This window comes from Wolbachia endosymbiont (group E) of Neria commutata (genome assembly GCF_964026735.1).
GTDB lineage: Bacteria > Pseudomonadota > Alphaproteobacteria > Rickettsiales > Anaplasmataceae > Wolbachia.
On record NZ_OZ034692.1, the window covers coordinates 698,767 to 717,326 of the forward strand.

The window sequence follows — 18,560 nt, forward strand, 5'->3', positions numbered from 1 at the left end:
AATGAAGAATGTGCGGTAGGTTGACGTGAAGCGTGAATTCTTAAATTTAATTCAGATTTGCTAAATATTACGTGAAGGTTTATGAATGTATCTACAGTACTAATAAACGCGGTAACCGTTCACGGTATAAGAAAATTGGTTTGCTGAAAAGATTTAAAATTATCGCAGACAGATATAGAAACAGGAGAAGCAGCAGGTCTATAGAAAGAATGCTCTCGATATTTTTGACTGCACACTTGAATAATCAGAATCCTGTCCAGAAATTACAGAATTTAGTCGCTATTCCTGCTTAATTGAAAAATACTCCGTGAACGGTTATCTTTTTCTTAACCTTATACCCTAAACTTTTCCTTCCCGATTCGCAGCAGGACTACTGACCTTGCCCAGAAAAAGTGGACGAGCATATCTTCTATTTTTTATATTCCCGTAGGCTTTTGTTAGTTACAACCACTGTTCCTGCAATCTTATCATGCCAAGTTTGGCAGCGCTTATCAAAGTTTGCCCATATGAAGCCCAAAAATAATGGTGCTACTGACAATATAAAGGAAAAAAATCTCTTAATTGCTTGGCTCAAAGTCATTTTTTCAAAAGTGTTTGAATTCACAACTCTTATTCCAAGTAATAATTTTCCAGGAGTAGCAGCAAACCTTACCCACATATATGTCACATAGCTAAAGAGCATAATAGTCTGGACTATTTGATTTAGAATTATTAGTTTAATAAACCTATTTTTTGCTATCTCTTCCTCTACAGATAATTGCACCATTGGATACTTTGCGGCAATTTGACTTAATATTTTACTATCCCCTGAATTGATAAAAAGCTGATTTAAAGCTTGGCTGCAGAATTGCAAGAACAAAATAATAATAATTAAATCAAGCAGCACTGATATATAGCGCCTAAGTCCTGTAACATAGCATATTCCATTTTCGTCTTTTTTTACCTTTTGAATAATGCTTATAGAAGAGAAAATAGAAAGTAAACGATCAAAAAATTTATGTAACATATATACGCTTCTCAATATTTCATGTGCCCCTGGCCGGACTTGAACCAGCACACTCTCACGAGCAGCAGATTTTGAGTCTGCCGTGTCTACCATTCCACCACAGGGGCCTTAAGTTTTAATGCTATAGCCAACACAAAATTAGTCAAATTTTTTTGCTGTATTGATCTTATCCAGAAAAAGTGAAGAGGAAGTTAAGACGTTTTTGAAGTAAAATATTTCAAAGAGGTGTGATATGAAAAATGAGTCACACAATCGCTGATATTTTCTCTTAAGTTGACTCCATTGACCGAACGGATACAATTTCATTTCATTTCTTCGAGAGGCTCTATATTAAAGATAGAAAGCCCAGAAGCGATGACATGTGCTAAAGCTTGCACAAGGAACATTCTTGCTGCAGTGAGGCTCAGGTTATCTTCTAATATAAAACGCATATTTAAATCGCTTTTGCCATATCCCCATAAAGCATGGAATACTTCTGCAACTTCAAGTAAGTAGAAAGTAATACGATGTGGCTCATGAAGTCTTGCTGCAATTTCCACCACATCTGGCCATTTTGCTAGAGTTTTGATTAAAAATAGCTCTCCATCACTCTTTAAGAGTGATGGGTCTGCATTTGGTAAAGACTTCGGAGCATTACGCATTAACGAATGAGCACGCGCATGAGCATATTGCACATAAAAAACAGGATTATCTTTTGATTGTTCTTTAACTTTGGCAAAATCAAAATCAAGAACCATATCATTCTTGCGTGTGAGCATTATGAAGCGAGTGATGTCCCTGCCCACTTCCTCCACAACATCCCTTACTGTTAAAAAATTTCCCGACCTCTTGGACATCTTAACAGGTTTTCCATTCTCTAAAAAATTTACAATATTATGTAATTTTACTTCTATCTTTGCTTGATCATTACTTAGCGCAGAAACAACTGCTTTTAACCTTTTGATATAACCACCATGATCACTGCCAAGCTCTACTATCATATCTTTAAAACCACGTGATATTTTATCAGCATGGTAAGCGATATCCGACGCAAAATAAGTCCAACTGCCGTCTTCTTTTTTCAGTGCGCGATCAACATCATCACCAAACTCTGTAGAGCGAAATAACAGCTCTTTTCTGGAAACCCAACTCTCACTTTCTTTTCCTTTTGGTTTTTCCAGGTATCCTTCATACACTAAACCCTTGTCAGACAATATCTTTACACTTTCTTCAATTTTGCCACTTTTTTGCAGTTCATATTCTGAAATAAAAACATCATGACTTACTCCTAGCAATCCTAAGTCTTCTTTTATTACTCTCAAGATAAAACTTAAAGTATAGTCTCTAATCTTTTTACTATTTGAATCACTTAACAGTTCTTTGCCGTATTTTTCAGCCAGACCTTCCCCTATTGGTTTCAAATATTCACCAGGATACAAACCTTTTTCTATAGTTATTTCTTCCCCTAGGGCTTCTCTGTATCGAAGATATACCGACTTTACTAGTGTATCTATTTGTGCTCCCGCGTCGTTGATATAATATTCCTTAGTAACTTTATAACCAGCTTTTTTCAGTAAATTCGCCAAAACATCACCAAATACAGCCCCTCTTGCGTGACCAATATGTAGCGGACCAGTTGGATTTGCAGACACAAATTCGACATTAACAGCCTGATTGTTTCCAATACTCAAAGTTCCAAATTCTGTTTTTAATTCATTTATTTGTCTCAAAATTCCGTGCCACACTTCTGCCTTCAAATGCATGTTAATGAAACCTGGGCCTGCAATTTCCACTCTTGAAACTTCATCAAAGAGCTCAAATTCCTTTGCTAAAATCTTTGCAATTTCTATAGGATTCTTCTTTTCGTGCTTGCCAAGCACCATAGCAACATTTGTGTAAACATCACCATGCGCTCTATTGCTGGGCGGTTCCACAATAAAATTTTCTATACTTGTACTTATAACCCCACTTTGCTTCAATGCATTCAATCTACTTAAGATTGTGGCAAAGACTTGCTTTAAAATGCTCATCAAATAGAAAAATTATTAAAACCTTTAGCAATATAGCATATAAAGATTAACTCAACAACCACCTATAGCCTTACCCCCATAATCTTAGAGAAGTGTTGTATAAATTCCTGTAAATCAGGTACCGCCTGGGTTTTTTGGATCGTCTTTTACTCCACATTGCTTCGTAAAATAATCGTCTCCGCTTGTACCTATACCACCCATCACTTTTGTTACAATGGCCTTAGCACCGAAAAAAACAGCACAAAATACACCAAGTGCAAAGAGAGCTGGCCATGGCATTCTACCAAATATTGCCATCATAGCTGCGCCTATTATCACCACGGTCATAAGTGGGCCACCTATACCCCAAACATAGCCAATAATATTACATATTACTTGGGTAGTTGCGTCGCCAGATTTAATATCATCAACCTTATTCTGAGTATTAGCGCCACTACTATGGGAAAAAGAAAAGAGCAATATTATAAGAAAAATACTAAATTTTTTTTTTATTATGAGATTCATCTTTGTACCTGAGATTTAGATATTGTAATTATATATAAAATAGTATAATTTTTAGTAAAAATAATATATATACTTAAATAAATAGTAAAGGTAATATCAATTTCTAAAAATAAATAGAGAAAAATGAGTTTTGAAAGAGATCTATTCGAAAATATTGCAGTTAACTACAAATGTGGCAATTTGAGAGTATATGTTATATAATACTTCCTCTTAGCAAATAGGTAATTTATGGATTTAAGTAAAATAACTGCAACACCAGATGCAGTGAATGTGATAATTGAAATAAGTGCAAACTCGGAACCAGTAAAGTATGAATTCAACAAAGAACTTGGATTGCTACAAGTCGACAGATTTTTGTCTACCTCAATGACTTACCCTTGCAATTACGGATTTATACCAAATACCCATGCAGGGGATGGTGATCCTGCCGATGTTCTTGTATTAACTCAATTTCCTTTAGCCTCTAGTGTTTTAATATCGGTACGTCCAATAGGAGCATTGCTCACTCAGGATGAAAAGGGAAAAGATGAAAAAATATTAGCCGTGCCTGTTTCCAGCGTCGATAGCTATTATGATGATATAAAAAACTACTCTGATTTGCCTAAAAATCTGCTTGATAAAATTGCTCATTTCTTTTCACACTATAAAGACCTAGAAAAAGGAAAAACAGTAATGGTTGGAGAGTGGGTTGGCGTTGAGGAAGCAAAAAAAATTATTACGGAATCTATTAAAAATAGAAATTAATATGTATTTATCTGGAGGCTGTGTTAGGTAGGGTGAATGAAAGCTCCATATTGTTTTCCTTCCTTCTACCAACTTTACTCACAATTTTCCTTAACTTGTCGCGTATGATTTGTTGAACACTCAACTCATTTTGGCTAGTGACGTAATTTACTATGCCTATACCGTACATAACTCACAACTTGCTTCACTCCTTTGATTTTTCTTGCAATTGCTATTACAGCTTTTAATTCCGCTTTATTTTGGGCTATACCCATTAAATAAACAACCTTATCTAGTGTGTTAATGCTATAGTTAATTGATTTAATGTTCCTTTTCCCCAGCAATCTTGTTGTTATTTCTGCCGTTATCATACCATCCACAGTGGTATCTAGTATGGAAGTCATGTTAATTGGTGTGACTCTTATTTCATTTATTACTTCTTTAATTTCTTTTTGCTGCCAAGCTATTTTTTCGGCTGTGAGCTGTTTTTCAGGAGTATCAACATTCCCTATAAGTAATACTCTCCCTTCACTGACCTTAACTTTTATAGAGGAAAATAGACCATGTTTTAAAAGCCCCTTATTAATTCTGATTACCATGTTCGTATCGTCAATTATATTACCCAACGATTTGTCTTGCATTGTTACAGCTGTTGCTGTCGCTGTCGCCACTACGCCACCTATTATCAGAGTTGTGCAGCCACTTTGTGTAATCAGAAAAATTAAGAGCAAGAAGCTTGTTATTAATCTCATTATTGATTCCAAGATTTTAGAGCTTTCATTAAAAAATGTTAATATTTTTTTTTAGCTGTGTAAATACTAGAAATTAAGTGAGGCTTTAAACCTTGAATGTTTTTAATATGATGCCTATAATAGGCTCATAGGTTAGAGAATTTCGCGGATATGGCGGAATTGGTAGACGTGCCAGGTTTAGGTCCTGGTGAGCTTGCTCGTGGGGGTTCAAGTCCCTCTATCCGCATTTAAGGTCGTGTAGCTATGTTTTAAGGAAAAATTTATAATCGCTAAATATACTTTATTCTTATAGAAAAATCCGTTCTTAAGGATTGTATTTAACTTAAATTTTGGTAAAATGGCTTTATTAAGATATAAATTAAAATATTGATAAATGGATTATAATGTCTAATAATATACCTAAAAATGCAGAAGTTGAAGTAGATTCATCAAGCAGCATATATACTTATAAAGAGCTTAGCGTAGATAAGCTAAAACATGAATACGAAATTACAGTTAGTAGTGCTTATATAAAACAAAGGGTGAGTTCTAGGTTAGAGCAGGTAGCAGAAACCGCAAAGTCGCCTGGATTTAGAACTGGAAAGGTCCCTTACGACCTTCTTGTTAAAAATTATAGAGGTGAAGCTTTGGAGCGTGTGCTGAACGACACAATTGATTATTGCTCAGATGACTTGATGAAAAAAGTTAAGGTTGAATCTCACATTTATCCAAAGGTTGATGTTACATCATTACCAGATCTAGATAAAGAAGATGACGATGGTACTTTTGTATATAAATTATCTTTTGAATCGATGCCAGAAGTACCAGCAATAGATCTTGAAAAAATAAATCTAAAGAAAATTGAAGTAAAAATTGAAGAGAAAGATACAAAAGAATTTATTGATTCCATCAAGAAAAAATTTCCTAATTTCGTTTCTGTTGATGACGCCTCTTATCAGGCAAAAACTGGAGATAAATTAATAATTGATTTTGAGGGGCGTATTAGGGGTAAACTTTTTAAGGGTGGAACTAGCAAGGATTTTGCCGTTAAGTTAGGATCTGGCACGTTTATTAACGGCTTTGAAGATCAATTAACTGGTATGAAAAAGGGAGAAGAAAAAAGCTTTAAGTTGAAATTTCCTGAAGATTACCAAGTAATTTCCCTTGCAGGACAGGAGGCTAATTTTTCTGTTCAAATTAATGATATTCAAGTTGTTAAAGATTTTGAAAACGATGATGAAATAGCTAAGGGTCTTGGATTTGGCGATTATTCTTCGCTCATAGATCATGCGAAAAAAATGGTTGGCAATCAGTGCACTGAAATGATAGATCTCTTAATGAAAAAAGGGCTATTTGATTATTTGGATGCTAGCTATAGCTTTGATTTGCCTACAGATATAGTAAAACAGGAACAACAGAGAGTAGAAAGAGAATTGAGCACTCAAGATAACTCTAGTAAAGAAGCTGAAAAACGTGTAAAGCTTGCCATGTTATTTATGAAATTCAGTACAGAACATAAAATATCATTAACTCAAAATGACATTTTTAATGTTATCGTAAATCAATATGTCAGTAGAGATGTACCATTTGATATAGTGCTTAAACATTTTAAGGTAGACAGACAGTTTCAAGAGCTAGTTAGAGGGCAAGCGCTTGAATATAAAGTTACAGACTATATAATAGAAAAAGTTAATAAAGAAGAGCAGATTGTTTCTGTGAAAGAATTAAAGGAATTATTTGATAACATTTAATAGGAAAAGGCATGACTCTTATACCAATTGTAGTTGAGCAAACTAGTCGCGGTGAACGTGCTTATGACATCTATTCAAGATTAGTAAAAGAAAGAATAATTTTTGTTACCGGCCCTGTTGAGGATAACATGGCCAGCGTAATTGTAGCACAACTCCTATTTCTAGAATCAGAAAATCCTGATAAAGACATCTACATGTATATTAACTCACCAGGTGGTGTTGTAACCGCCGGCTTATCGATCTATGATACAATGCAGTATATAAAGCCAGATGTTTCAACTTTATGTATAGGTCAAGCTGCGTCTATGGGTTCTTTATTACTTGCAGCCGGTGCAAAAGGCAAACGTTACTCTTTGCCGCACTCGAGGATTATGATACATCAGCCATCTGGTGGTTATCAAGGCCAAGCAACTGATATAGAAATACATGCTAAAGAGATTTTGCGAATTAAGAAAAAATTGAATCAAATTTATGAAAAACACACTGGAAATTCACTAAAGAAAATTGAAGGAATGATGGAGAGAGATAAATTTTTGGATCCTATAGAAGCAATGGAACTTGGCTTGATTGACAAGGTTATAGCTGAGCGTACAGATATTAAAACTGAAGGTTAAACAAAGGTAGATTAATGGATAATAAAAATGATTTACACTACTGTTCTTTTTGTAACAAAGTACAGGATGAGGTAGATAAATTAATCACTAACTCTTCAGATAACGTGAGGGTATTTATTTGTAATGAGTGCATAGAATTATCTTATAAAGCAATAGGTCAAAAGAAGGATAGATCTTTTAGTTCAGATCATATATCTGATATGAAACTACTGCTAAAGAAGCCTGAAGATATAAAGAATTTTCTTAGCAAACACGTTGTAGGCCAAGAGCATGCCAAACATGTTCTATCTGTGGCTATGCACAATCATTGTCAATCCATGGTGCAATTCAATTCTATAAGTGATATTGAAATCGAGAAATCAAATATAATGCTTATTGGTCCCACCGGTTCTGGTAAGACTTTGTTAGCCAAAACACTTGCTAAAGTTTCAGATGTACCATTTGCTATGGCTGACGCTACAACTTTAACTGAGGCTGGTTACGTGGGTGATGATGTAGAAAGCGTGTTGTCGCGTTTATTACAAGCTGCAAATTATGATGTTGCAAAGGCGCAACGTGGCATAGTATTTATAGATGAAATAGACAAGATAACAAGGAAATCTGAAAGCACTTCAATTACTCGTGATGTTTCAGGGGAAGGAGTGCAGCAAGCTCTACTTAAGATTATGGAAGGTACGATTGCTTACGTTCCACCACAAGGTGGAAGAAAACACCCGCAACAAGAGTTTATACAAGTAGATACCAGTAAAATACTCTTTATTTGTGGGGGAGCTTTTGACGGTATAGATAAAATTATTGAAGCAAGAAAAAAGGGAACATCAGTAGGCTTTGGAGCAGATATAAGCCATGCTAAAGATAAAAAGAAAAAAAATGTTTTACATGATGTTCAACCTGAAGATCTAATTAAATTTGGTTTAATACCCGAATTCGTAGGGCGAGTCCCGATAAATGCTGTTTTAGATGAGTTAAATCATGAAGACTTAGTACATGTATTGACAGAGCCAAGGAATGCACTAATAAAGCAATACAAAGCATTGTTTGCATTTAGCAAAGTTAATCTTGAGTTTTTGGATGAAGCGATCTCAGCTATTGCTAAAAAAGCTATAAGCTATAAAACAGGTGCAAGAATGTTGCGTGCTATTTTAGAATCACTTTTGCTTGACATTATGTACAAAGCTGGAAACGGAGAATTTGAGGACAGCACCATAGTAATCACTAAGAAAATGGTAGAGCTCGGAAAAGCAACGGCTAATCATAATAATAAAGATAATATTATGACAGTTAATGATTAATTTTAGGTGTATATTATGAATGAATGTGCTGTAAGCTCTAATTCAGCTCTATTACCAGTATTGCCCTTAAGAGATTTAGTGATATTTCCCAACATAGTGGTACCTTTATTCATAGGTAGAGAAAAATCTATTAATGCACTGGAGTATGCGATAAGTAGTAACCACCCAAAGGAGGTTTTTCTTGTTACACAGCGAGACGGATCTATTGATAATCCAGAGCCAGAAGATCTTTATGAAGTAGGTGTGCTAGCAAATATTGTACAACCGTTAATAAAATTACCTGACAATGCAGTAAAGGTAGTAGTTCAAGGGATAAGTAGGGGAAAAGTAGTAGAATATATTAGTTCTCACGCTTTGTTGCAAGCTAAAGTAGAATTAGACAGCAATTATGTAAACAAAGAAGATGAAGATAATGTTGATTTAGAAGCTTTGAGACGGTCTGTCATAGGTGCGTTTGATAGTTGGTGTAAGTTGAACAAAAAAAACCAGCCTGAGACTATTATCAATCCTATTGATCAAATTAAAGAAGTTGATCAACTTGTAGATACTGTAGCTTCATACTTAAATATAAAAATATCAGATAAGCAAAGCATACTTGAAGCTTACGGCTTAAAAGAGCGTTTAAAAAAAGTTTTTGCTTTTATTGAAAGAGAAATAAGCATTTTAAATGCACAAAACCGTTTATATAAAACAATTAAGTCTCAAGTTGAAAGTACTCAAAAAGTTTATTACTTAAACGAGCAATTGAAAGCTATACAGAAGGAATTAGGTGAGTTTGAAAATGGTGATGAAGGGAATATACTAAATGAATTTGAAAAAAAAATAAACGAAACACAACTTTCTCAAGAAGCAAGAGAGAAAGCTATGACCGAGTTGAAAAGATACAAAAAAATGAATCCTATTTCACCTGAAGCTACAGTTATCTCTAGTTACTTACATTGGATTCTTGATTTACCATGGGGAAAGTACAAAGATACAAAGATTAATTTAAATGCCGCTAAAAAGATCTTAGATGAAAACCATTATGGTATAGAGAAAGTAAAAGACAGGATAATAGAATTTTTGGCAGTATTAAAAAGAGTAAAAGAGATAAAAGGCCCTATACTTTGCTTAGTTGGCCCTCCAGGTGTTGGTAAAACTTCTCTAGCAAAGTCTATAGCAAAAGCAGTGGGCAGAGATTTTGTTCGCATATCGCTTGGAGGGGTACGTGATGAGTCTGAGATACGTGGACATAGAAAAACTTATATTGGTTCAATGCCTGGTAAAATCATTCAATACATGAAGAAGGCTAATTCATGTAATCCACTTTTTTTACTTGATGAAATAGATAAGATGGGTGCTGATTCACGTGGCGATCCTGCATCCGCATTACTTGAAGTTTTGGATACCGAGCATAATAAACACTTTACTGATCATTATTTAGAAGTTGAGTTTGATCTTTCAAGTGTAATGTTTGTAGCAACAGCAAATAGCTTGAATTTACCACATCCTTTGCGCGATAGGATGGAAATTATACAATTATCTGGTTATACCGAAGACGAAAAGGTTAATATTGCTTCACACCACCTTATTCCCAAGTTAAAGAAGGAGCATGGTTTACATCAGAAGGAGTGGAGTGTAACTAATGATGCGCTATATAAGTTGATACGTTTATATACACGTGAAAGTGGTGTACGGAGCATGGAAAGAGAGCTTGCAAAGCTTATGAGGAAGGCAGTTAAAGAAATATTAACAGAGAAAAGTAAGACAATAGCTGTAGGAGATGACAATTTACAGAATTATTTGGGAGTGCGTAAACATACCTTCGGTATTGCAGAAAATGAGAATCTAGTCGGAGTAGTAACTGGACTTGCTTATACTGAAACAGGTGGTGATATTTTGATGATAGAGTCAGTCATAATTCCGGGCAAGGGAGAAATAAAGTACACAGGAAAGCTTGGAGAGGTTATGCAAGAGTCTATAAAGGCTGCGTATAGTTATATTCGATCAAATTGTTTATCTTTTGGCATAAAGCCTGAAAAATTTCAAAATAATGATATACACTTGCATGTTCCCGAGGGAGCTGTACCAAAGGATGGTCCTTCCGCTGGTGGTGCAGTATGTACATCTATTGTTTCTCTTATGACAGATATACCAGTTAACAAAAGTGTTGCTATGACAGGTGAAGTGACATTGCGTGGTAGAATTTTAGCTATTAGTGGTTTGAGAGAAAAATTGCTCGCAGCGCTCAGAGGATCAATTAAAACTGTGATAATACCGAGTGAAAATGAGAAAGATATGCAGGAGATTCCGGCAAATATTAAAGAAGGAATTAATGTAGTTTTTGCTAAGAATGTTGATGAAGTCATAAAAATTGCTTTAATGCACCCAACTACTCCAATTGAGAGCAAAAGTCAAAGCAGCACACCTTCCACCGTAGAAAATAAAGAGGATACATTTCCTTTATCAGAAACACCAAAGCATTAGCTTATAAAAGATATTATATATACGCTCCCAGAGACTAGGGCTGAAAGGGCTGAATACCAATCTTGCAATCTAATCAACTTTTGTAAGTCAGTTCTCGAAAGAGATTAGACATACTGTAATTGCTATTGAGTAGAAGCATTATATCGGGTTAGATGTCTCACTCACAGAAACTTTTATTAGTATCGTTGATGAGAAAGGAAAGATTAGCCCCCCTGCGAAAAGTAAAAAAACAGCATAATACCCGAAGCAATTGGATTAAAAATTACTTGATTATAATGTTTTTTTATATATACTCTAAATATATTAATATTACATTAAAGGAGATAAGTTATGTCAACTTACGTAGATAATTTGGGTCGGTGCCGCGGTAAAAACATTGCACTTACATTTCTCATTATTCCAGCTGGTTTATCTTCTATAGCTTCTTTAGTGACAATTTCAATGCCATACTGGAGCCCAGCTCCAATTGCATTCTTTGCTCCACCCGCTCCACTTGTAGCTTTTGCAGCTACTCCTCTTGGTATGGGTATACTAGCTGGTTTTGCTGCATTGTTTGCTCTAATGGCTGTTCTTGCAATATCTCATGTTATCGCAAACAATAAAATATCTGAAATGGAAGGTCCAAAGATTGTTTTGTGTAATGAAAGAAGCTTAATTCTAGAGGTACAAAAAACAAATGGGGATTATGAGTACATAACGACCAAGTATCAAAGGAAGAATGACGATGATAAGCTTATACCAAATGAATTTTGTATGGGTTTCACTAATTCAGAAGGAGAGAGAGTACGCATTGTCTTTACCAATAATAAACCAATACTATCTGGCAATTATGTAGGATTATTGATAGCTTCAGTAGAAGTAAAAGGCAGCAATGATAACTATGTACTAAAAGAAGATTTAGAAGACCAATTAAGTGCATTGGGTTTAGGTACTGGAGACAATGATAAAAAAGAACTCATTACACCTTTTATAAAACCAACTGTTGCAACACCAAAACTTCAAAAAATTGGTGGACAAGACAAGCCAGCAAGGAGTCACTAAAAGCTTTGAGAGATAGAGGAGATTATGGAAGTTTATCATTTATATTGGGAAGTGCTATGGCTTCATCAAATTGGGCTATGATCGGCAAGATATTCAAGTAGACCAAACTCGCTGGTTATAATCGGGTTCACATCATGTGCAACTTTTTCACTACTTTCGTCACAAACAATACTAGATTCAGCTTGATAATTTTCGCTTTGACTTAGTGATAAATAGTGTTCATGAGATAAATAGTGTTCATGAGACGAAGAATGGTGAATCTCACTTCCTGTGTGGTAATTCATATAATTGAACTTGCCATTTTGATAGTAGCAAAACTCATCGACCAGCGTCCCAATTTTTTCGTTGGATTCAATTTCATGCACATTAACTGCATAACCCTGAGAGCTAACAGCACCTGGTTTTAATATAAAATACGATCCATTCTGAAAATTAATCTTATTTAGAGTTTTAATTTGTTGTAAATCTAGAGATTTAAATTCGTTCGCAAGAGAACAAAAAGTTGGATCGTATTTTTTATATTCAAAGAGCTCATTGCCCAATTGATTTGTGAGCACCAACATATAATGTGTGGGCATTTCTGAATTTTCTACAACCTTGAGAAGGTTAAATTCTGAAGGAATGACTATATCAACTCCTGTTTCAGGGTTATGCATGTGTAATTGACCGCTACAAAAGTAATATCCGGTCTTAGAGAATTTACCAATAACACCTTTGCCCTCAATTGCTATTTTAGTTGAATTATTATCACTTTGAATTATTTTTATCTGATCTTTTTTTTCTTTATATGCGCTAGAATAAGGTGTTGTATGTGGTATTCGCTGCTCCATATCTTTAATTTCTTCTTCTATTTTCTCAATAGCTTGAGCGGCTTTTTCTACAGATACTTGGGCTTCACTTGCAGAATTTTGTGATTTTTCTGCAAAATTTTGAGACTTATCTCTTGCATCTACTGCTCTTTCTGCAGATACTTGGGCTTCACTCGCAGAATTTGATGAATTTTCAGCGAAAATTTGAGATTCATCTCGTGCATCTACTGACTCTTCCGCAGCCTGTTTAGCTTTGATTCTTGAGCCATCAGCTCTTTGAACAACTTTCCTGCTTGTTCGTTGTGCATTTAGAGAGTCAGACCCAACTTGGTGAACATCTCGTTCAATTTCTTGCGTTCTTTCCTGAATCTCTTGTTGTCTTTCATCTACTTGTGTAAACATATCCTTAACTTCTAAAACTTCTGATTCGATTTGTGTTACCTGCGAATTTATCTTTTCTATTTCTTTTACCGTTTTCTCTTCACTTAAGTCTACCATATTTTTCGCATTCCTTTTACTCTATTTGCTGATTCACTTACGTTTTTTTCCAAAAGCCTGCGTATATCGTGCATTGTTAGCATTTGTGTAGTTTCTTCACTCACATTTTCTTCCACTGTACTTCTTTTTACCTTATGCGCTTTTCTTAACAGATTACTCTTATCTCTATTTAAATTTGAGTAGCGTTGGGCAATATCATGCAATGAATTAATGGATGCATCTTTTGCTGACGTGGCCTCTTTTGCAGAACTCTGTGCTTGATTGGCAAAGCCTTTACTTCATCTCTGGCATTTTCTGCAGATTTTTGTGCAATTTCTGCCTGTTGTGCTGCTTCTTCTCCCTGTTTGAAGCTATTTCGAACATTCAAATCCCTTGCTGCACGAGGTTTTTGTAAATTTTTTATAATAGACTCAATGTCAATTTCAGGATATTTTTCTGCAAATACTTTAATTATTAACCCAGTGTTGTTTGGATCAGTTAAAATTGCTATGACATTTTGTTCAAGATCTGAACTCTTTTCTAAAAGCTTATCAATAAGTAGCGATGGATCAGTAATTTTATCACTAACAATATCTTTAGCTTTATCGCTTCCAACCTCTTTGACAAGTTTATCGGCAAATCTAGTGTCTCTGACACCGCGAATTTTATTTCGAATAATTGCTTCAGTAGTATTGCTACCAAGAGCCTCTATGAGCTCTTTTATAACTTTATCTTGATCTACTTTATCCACAACATCCTGCACATCAACCTTATCTGTTACTTTCTTTACAGCTCTATCTTCCACTGATCTTTTGTTCATTCTTTTTGCAACTTCTGACACTATGCTGTTGCCATTAGTTCTATCAAGCAGTTCATCAGCAACATTTTCTTGAAAATCTTGATCACCTTTCAGCTGATTTTTAAGCCAACTTGATAATGGATGTTGATTGGATGAATCTGCATCAATCACTGCTTTTCCTAAATCATTTCCTTTCTGAGTTAATAAGAATTTAGCAACTTGTTCTGCAGTTGCACCTGGAATTCCTTCAAAGCCTCTATCTCCCTGAACACCTTGAGATCCTGTAGGGCCTGCTGGACCAGCTTCTCCCCTTACGCTATTTTTAAAGCTTTGATCACCTTTTAGTAAATCTTTTATATCGCCTTTAAAGGTTTCATCCTCCTCAACTTGGCGTTTAACTCTATTTACAACTGTGGATATTGCTTTGCCTTTAACTTGTGCGGTACTCAGGGCTGCAGAGTGGCACTCTTCTAATTCTAAATTTTTTTGTGCTAGTTCTTCGATGTTTGCAGGTAGTGTTAATTGCAAAGGATCTATATCTGGTAATGGAAATTTATTATATTCAGATTGACTGGTTGGCTTGCCATTTTCATCTGAAAAATAACCATATTGAATGCCATTTTTTAATTCTATAGTGAAATATCCACTATCAGCACCTACATATTTTATAGCAGCATCACTAACGTTTCCACCTCCTATAAACTTTATTTGAGAGGTTGCTGCATCAAAATAGGGATATACAACAGGTAATTCTCCTATTTGTTTGTCTTGTGTAGAATCATCTCCATCAATATGATCAATTCTCACAACTTTTACTTCTTTACTCCATGATGGAACAAATTTTAAGAATTTATTTGTGCTACCATAATTATACTCTTCTACATCAATAAGTCTGCCATCCTTGGTCAGTATATTTCTTGGATCACAAATTATTTCACTTGAACCTACAGGACGAGTTAATTCTCTCTTATTCCCTACGTCCCACATAGACAATTTCAATAACCCTTTATCATCTTTTTTGCATATAAATAATCTTGTATTTTACTAAATTGATAAGATTCTACTAGTCTAGTGTTATGTATACTTGAATGGTTAGCATGGAATTGAAATTTCTGCCATTGTTGATCTACATCGAAGTACCCTGGAGAAAAATTAAATATATCGCTAATACTAATGTTACTTGCAGGAGTAGTAACTTTTACCTTAGCATGATCTTCTTCTGTTCCTTGGCTTGAAGGGTTAATTTTAACTGTATTCCCATCATCCTTTTCTAACTTACAGACAATTTTAATATCATTGTTAGGAATGAACATTTCTTTGACTTGTTTCCTATTAGCTTAAGAAAACTATTTAATATATAAATTGTCATGAAATTTTTATGAATGCTATTTTTCACATAGCCTAGCACCCTATGAATGAAAGTGGGTGCAAAGCTTTTTTGAGACGCTAAGTAGGTTCAGAATTGTGCTTTATTTTTACGTGTACGTCTTGATCCAATGCGACCAAAAGATTAATCAGATATTCTAAAGCAAAACCCTCAACTCTTGATCTATTGATCTGAGATACTTTAGGTTGATCGATGTTTAGAGCACTTGCTGCCTTTTTCTGCGTTTTGTACCTCTTATTTATTAATCGAGCAACAATCTTTATTAACTCCAGTTTTGTATCTTTTATATTGCCGAACTCTATTACCATAGAGCAACCTAATTGTGAATTTTTCATAAATAACCCTCCTTATGAAAAAACTACTTTAACTTTTCTTCTTTAAACAATACATGCTTTCTGACCACTGGGTCATACTTTCTAAACTCTAGCTTTTTAATAAGTTTTTTTGGGTTACGCTTTTTGACGTAAAAATAACCTGTCAATTTTTCTTCACCATCCCTCGCTATTTTGGTTGCAGTGCTAACCAATTTAACAAGCAGAGAAGCATTTTTTTTAGCCATATTTATGATAATACAATGAATTTCATGTAAGTTTATTACGCAAAGCACTAAAAGTCAATCGCTTTATACTACTAGTAATAACGCAAACTGCAAAATTCTTGACAGTAAGCAGTGCATTGGATAGTATACTCATTAATTTCAATGGCAAGAGCGAACGGTACATAAGTGGCAACTAGTGTTAAAAGGTTACTGTTAATAGAAAGTTCTATCTGTTCTGATGAGGTAAGGGTTGCCTTATCAGTCAATAATAAGGTTGTAGAATTTGAACAAGAATTTAGGGAAAAAAAACAATTAAGGGGTAATATATATGTTGCTTATGTAAAGCGTATAGAACCTTCTTTGCAAGCTGTTTTTATCGAATACGGTAAAAATAAGCAAGGTTTTTTGTCTTTTTTCGAGATATCTCTGGATTATTTCAATATTCCGGAAAAAGAAAAGGAAGCTCTTTTTGAGCATTACTCAAATGATCATTGCGCAGAAGAAGGTAATGATACTAAGACAACTGTTTCTTCAGATCACACAAATAGTAAGAGCAGCAGTGAATCCGGTAATGATTTTGTTAGAGAAGTACCTTTATACAAGAAATACAAATTACAGGATGTTATTTCAGTAAATCAAAAAGTATTGGTTCAGCTTACTAAAGAAGAACGAGGTAACAAGGGAGCCTCATTTACAACATACATAACCTTAGTAGGTAGATACTGTGTTTTTATGCCAAATTCCATGAGTAAAGGTGGAGTATCGCGTAGAATTGAAGACTCTAGTGTTAGAAAACAACTAAAGGAAGTGCTTGATTTACTAAATTTACCAAGAAGGTCAGGTTTAATAATAAGGACTGTTGGTTCAGGAAAAAGCAAGAAAGAAATTGAACAGGATTACAATTACTTATCTTCGTTATGGCAGAATATACAAAAAAATGTTTCTTCTATAAATGCTCCATCATTAGTCTATAATGAAGCAGACATAATTATGAGATCTGTCCGTGATTTTTGTGGCAATGATGTAGAAATCGTAATAACTGGAAGGGAAGCTTTCGAAGAAGTAAGAAAGTATGCTCAAAATGCGTTAAGAGGCAGTAAATTACGTTATAGGTTATATAGAGGTTCTATTCCAATATTTACCTACTACGGCATTGAGGATCAAATTTCTGAACTATATAGCAATAGAGTGAAGCTTCCATCTGGGGGATCTCTAATAATAACTTTAACTGAGGCATTTGTTTCAATAGATGTGAATTCAGGAAAAATGACAGGAGAAGATAGTATAGAGGAAACAGCTTATAGAACCAACATGGAAGCAGCACCTGAAATATCCAGGCAAGTAAGCCTAAGGGGATTATCAGGGTTAATAGTGGTCGATTTTATTGATATGCTAAGGTACCAATATTGTAGAGCTGTTGAATCTGCTATAAGACAAGCATTTAAGCAAGATAAAGCTAAGGTTCAATTTAGCTATATAAACGACTTTGGCTTAATGGTATTTTCAAGGCAAAGAATTAAACCAAACATACAGGAAGTTAACACCACAGAGTGCTCTTACTGCAAGGGAATTGGAAGGGTAAAATCCAGCGAAGTAATTGTGACATCGATACTCAGAGATTTACAATACATTGCAAATAAGAATCGAAATAAATTATTTGATTTAGTAGCACATGGTGCAGTTGTAGCACATATTTTTAACAATAAACGGAGTACTGTTGCTATAATAGAGAATGAGTACAATATTACACTCAATGTCAGTATTGATAATAGTTTAGATGTGGATGCATTCACTTTAAAACAAGGAGAAGATATTCATTTAAATGGTCATGCTGAAATCACTAAGCCATTGGAAAATTCTGGATATCAAATTGAAAATAATAAAAATGTTAGCAACGAGAAGTCTCATAATTTAAATAAACTACAAGAAAAAGTTGGTAGCTTTTGGTTGGCTAAGTGGTTTTCACGCCTTTTTAGTTCAAATAACTAGATATAGAGCTTCTAAAGAAGAAATAAAGTATCAGTTGAAGCGTGGACTCTCATTAAGCTAATCCGTAATCGTTCACCCAATGGCATCAAAATGCTTAAATTACAGAATTTCAAGATTCTATGACAGTAGCCCCCTGCGAAACAACGTAAAGCAAGTTGCTGATAAAATCTGGTAAGAAATCCCCAGCCCAAAAATTATTAAAAACTATGCCGCAAATTCACAATACCCGCAATAATATTGAATCTCATGTTATATTTCTTCTGAAAATTGCGGTAAACATTTGACATTATTTTGAAGATTTTTATCTCGCGAATTTTATTTTCCACACGCATCCTGAACGATGCCAACTTTCGTGCCATGCTCCGTGAAGCAGTATATATACCCTTTTTGTTGAATTATGTAAGACATTGAACGCTGCTACCAT

At 34.6% G+C, this 18,560-nt stretch carries 17 protein-coding genes, 2 tRNA genes and 1 pseudogene; 8 read left to right on the plus strand and 12 right to left on the minus strand.

The features are described 5' to 3' along the window. Window positions 1-409: 409 nt before the first annotated feature. The 4 genes from AAGD89_RS03735 to AAGD89_RS03750 all read right to left on the minus strand — a co-directional run bounded on the left by AAGD89_RS03735 (window position 410) and on the right by AAGD89_RS03750 (window position 3,519). Entirely contained in the window at window positions 410-1,006 is a 597-nt protein-coding gene (locus tag AAGD89_RS03735) for an RDD family protein (protein ID WP_341807784.1), read from the minus strand. 24 nt (window positions 1,007-1,030) lie between these two features. Next, window positions 1,031-1,113 (minus strand) — tRNA-Leu (locus AAGD89_RS03740). 195 nt (window positions 1,114-1,308) lie between these two features. Continuing rightward, window positions 1,309-3,015, minus strand: coding sequence for an arginine--tRNA ligase (argS, locus tag AAGD89_RS03745; RefSeq protein WP_341807785.1), 1,707 nt, complete (start codon window positions 3,013-3,015; stop codon window positions 1,309-1,311). Between the two features lie 114 nt (window positions 3,016-3,129). Continuing rightward, complete coding sequence (locus AAGD89_RS03750) at window positions 3,130-3,519, minus strand: TrbC/VirB2 family protein (RefSeq protein WP_341807786.1); 390 nt, start codon at window positions 3,517-3,519, stop codon at window positions 3,130-3,132. Between the two features lie 228 nt (window positions 3,520-3,747). On the opposite strand from AAGD89_RS03750, the gene ppa reads away from it, so the two are divergent. Beyond that, complete coding sequence (gene ppa, locus AAGD89_RS03755) at window positions 3,748-4,263, plus strand: inorganic diphosphatase (protein WP_341807787.1); 516 nt, start codon at window positions 3,748-3,750, stop codon at window positions 4,261-4,263. 134 nt (window positions 4,264-4,397) lie between these two features. Here the strand turns inward: ppa and AAGD89_RS03760 are convergent, their stop codons facing one another. Beyond that, window positions 4,398-4,994 (minus strand): BON domain-containing protein, encoded by a 597-nt coding sequence (locus AAGD89_RS03760; RefSeq protein WP_341807788.1) that lies wholly within the window; start codon window positions 4,992-4,994, stop codon window positions 4,398-4,400. Between the two features lie 144 nt (window positions 4,995-5,138). Between AAGD89_RS03760 and AAGD89_RS03765 the strand changes: the two genes are divergently transcribed. The 6 genes from AAGD89_RS03765 (at window position 5,139) to AAGD89_RS03790 (ending at window position 12,137) form a co-directional block, all read left to right on the plus strand. After that, a tRNA-Leu gene (locus tag AAGD89_RS03765) sits at window positions 5,139-5,220 on the plus strand. Between the two features lie 157 nt (window positions 5,221-5,377). Then, window positions 5,378-6,724, plus strand: coding sequence for a trigger factor (gene tig / locus AAGD89_RS03770; RefSeq protein WP_341807789.1), 1,347 nt, complete (start codon window positions 5,378-5,380; stop codon window positions 6,722-6,724). Between the two features lie 11 nt (window positions 6,725-6,735). Continuing rightward, entirely contained in the window at window positions 6,736-7,338 is a 603-nt protein-coding gene (gene clpP, locus AAGD89_RS03775) for an ATP-dependent Clp endopeptidase proteolytic subunit ClpP (RefSeq protein ID WP_341807790.1), read from the plus strand. 14 nt (window positions 7,339-7,352) lie between these two features. Beyond that, window positions 7,353-8,630 carry an ATP-dependent Clp protease ATP-binding subunit ClpX gene (gene clpX / locus AAGD89_RS03780; RefSeq protein WP_341807791.1) on the plus strand — a complete coding sequence of 426 codons (1,278 nt, stop codon included), beginning with the start codon at window positions 7,353-7,355 and terminating at the stop codon, window positions 8,628-8,630. Window positions 8,631-8,645: 15 nt separating this feature from the next. Then, on the plus strand, window positions 8,646-11,096 hold the full coding sequence (lon, locus tag AAGD89_RS03785) for an endopeptidase La (protein WP_341807792.1): 2,451 nt from the start codon (window positions 8,646-8,648) through the stop codon (window positions 11,094-11,096). A 330-nt stretch (window positions 11,097-11,426) separates the two neighbouring features. Next, window positions 11,427-12,137: a hypothetical protein gene (locus AAGD89_RS03790; protein ID WP_341807793.1), complete on the plus strand. Its 711-nt coding sequence runs from the start codon at window positions 11,427-11,429 to the stop codon at window positions 12,135-12,137. A gap of 65 nt (window positions 12,138-12,202) precedes the next feature. Here the strand turns inward: AAGD89_RS03790 and AAGD89_RS03795 are convergent, their stop codons facing one another. The 6 genes from AAGD89_RS03795 to rpmG form a co-directional block, all read right to left on the minus strand. Continuing rightward, window positions 12,203-13,444, minus strand: a complete 1,242-nt coding sequence (locus tag AAGD89_RS03795; RefSeq protein ID WP_341807794.1) for a hypothetical protein — start codon at window positions 13,442-13,444, stop codon at window positions 12,203-12,205. Beyond that, entirely contained in the window at window positions 13,438-13,560 is a 123-nt protein-coding gene (locus tag AAGD89_RS03800; protein WP_341807795.1) for a hypothetical protein, read from the minus strand. Before AAGD89_RS03800 ends, AAGD89_RS03795 begins: the two co-directional genes overlap by 7 nt. Before the next feature lie 53 nt (window positions 13,561-13,613). Next, window positions 13,614-15,209, minus strand: a complete 1,596-nt coding sequence (locus tag AAGD89_RS03805) for a collagen-like protein (RefSeq protein ID WP_341807796.1) — start codon at window positions 15,207-15,209, stop codon at window positions 13,614-13,616. Between the two features lie 8 nt (window positions 15,210-15,217). After that, a complete protein-coding gene (locus AAGD89_RS03810) occupies window positions 15,218-15,535 on the minus strand; it encodes a hypothetical protein (RefSeq protein WP_341807797.1) in 318 nt (105 codons plus the stop codon). Window positions 15,536-15,668: 133 nt separating this feature from the next. After that, complete coding sequence (locus AAGD89_RS03815; RefSeq protein ID WP_341807798.1) at window positions 15,669-15,944, minus strand: helix-turn-helix domain-containing protein; 276 nt, start codon at window positions 15,942-15,944, stop codon at window positions 15,669-15,671. Between the two features lie 23 nt (window positions 15,945-15,967). Beyond that, a complete protein-coding gene (gene rpmG / locus AAGD89_RS03820; protein WP_341807799.1) occupies window positions 15,968-16,168 on the minus strand; it encodes a 50S ribosomal protein L33 in 201 nt (66 codons plus the stop codon). 165 nt (window positions 16,169-16,333) lie between these two features. On the opposite strand from rpmG, the gene AAGD89_RS03825 reads away from it, so the two are divergent. Next, window positions 16,334-18,136 carry an Rne/Rng family ribonuclease gene (locus AAGD89_RS03825; RefSeq protein WP_341807800.1) on the plus strand — a complete coding sequence of 601 codons (1,803 nt, stop codon included), beginning with the start codon at window positions 16,334-16,336 and terminating at the stop codon, window positions 18,134-18,136. A 197-nt stretch (window positions 18,137-18,333) separates the two neighbouring features. On the opposite strand, the pseudogene AAGD89_RS03830 reads toward AAGD89_RS03825, so the two are convergent. After that, window positions 18,334-18,492, minus strand: a pseudogene (locus tag AAGD89_RS03830) (IS5/IS1182 family transposase); the annotation flags it as partial. Window positions 18,493-18,560 lie beyond the last annotated feature (68 nt).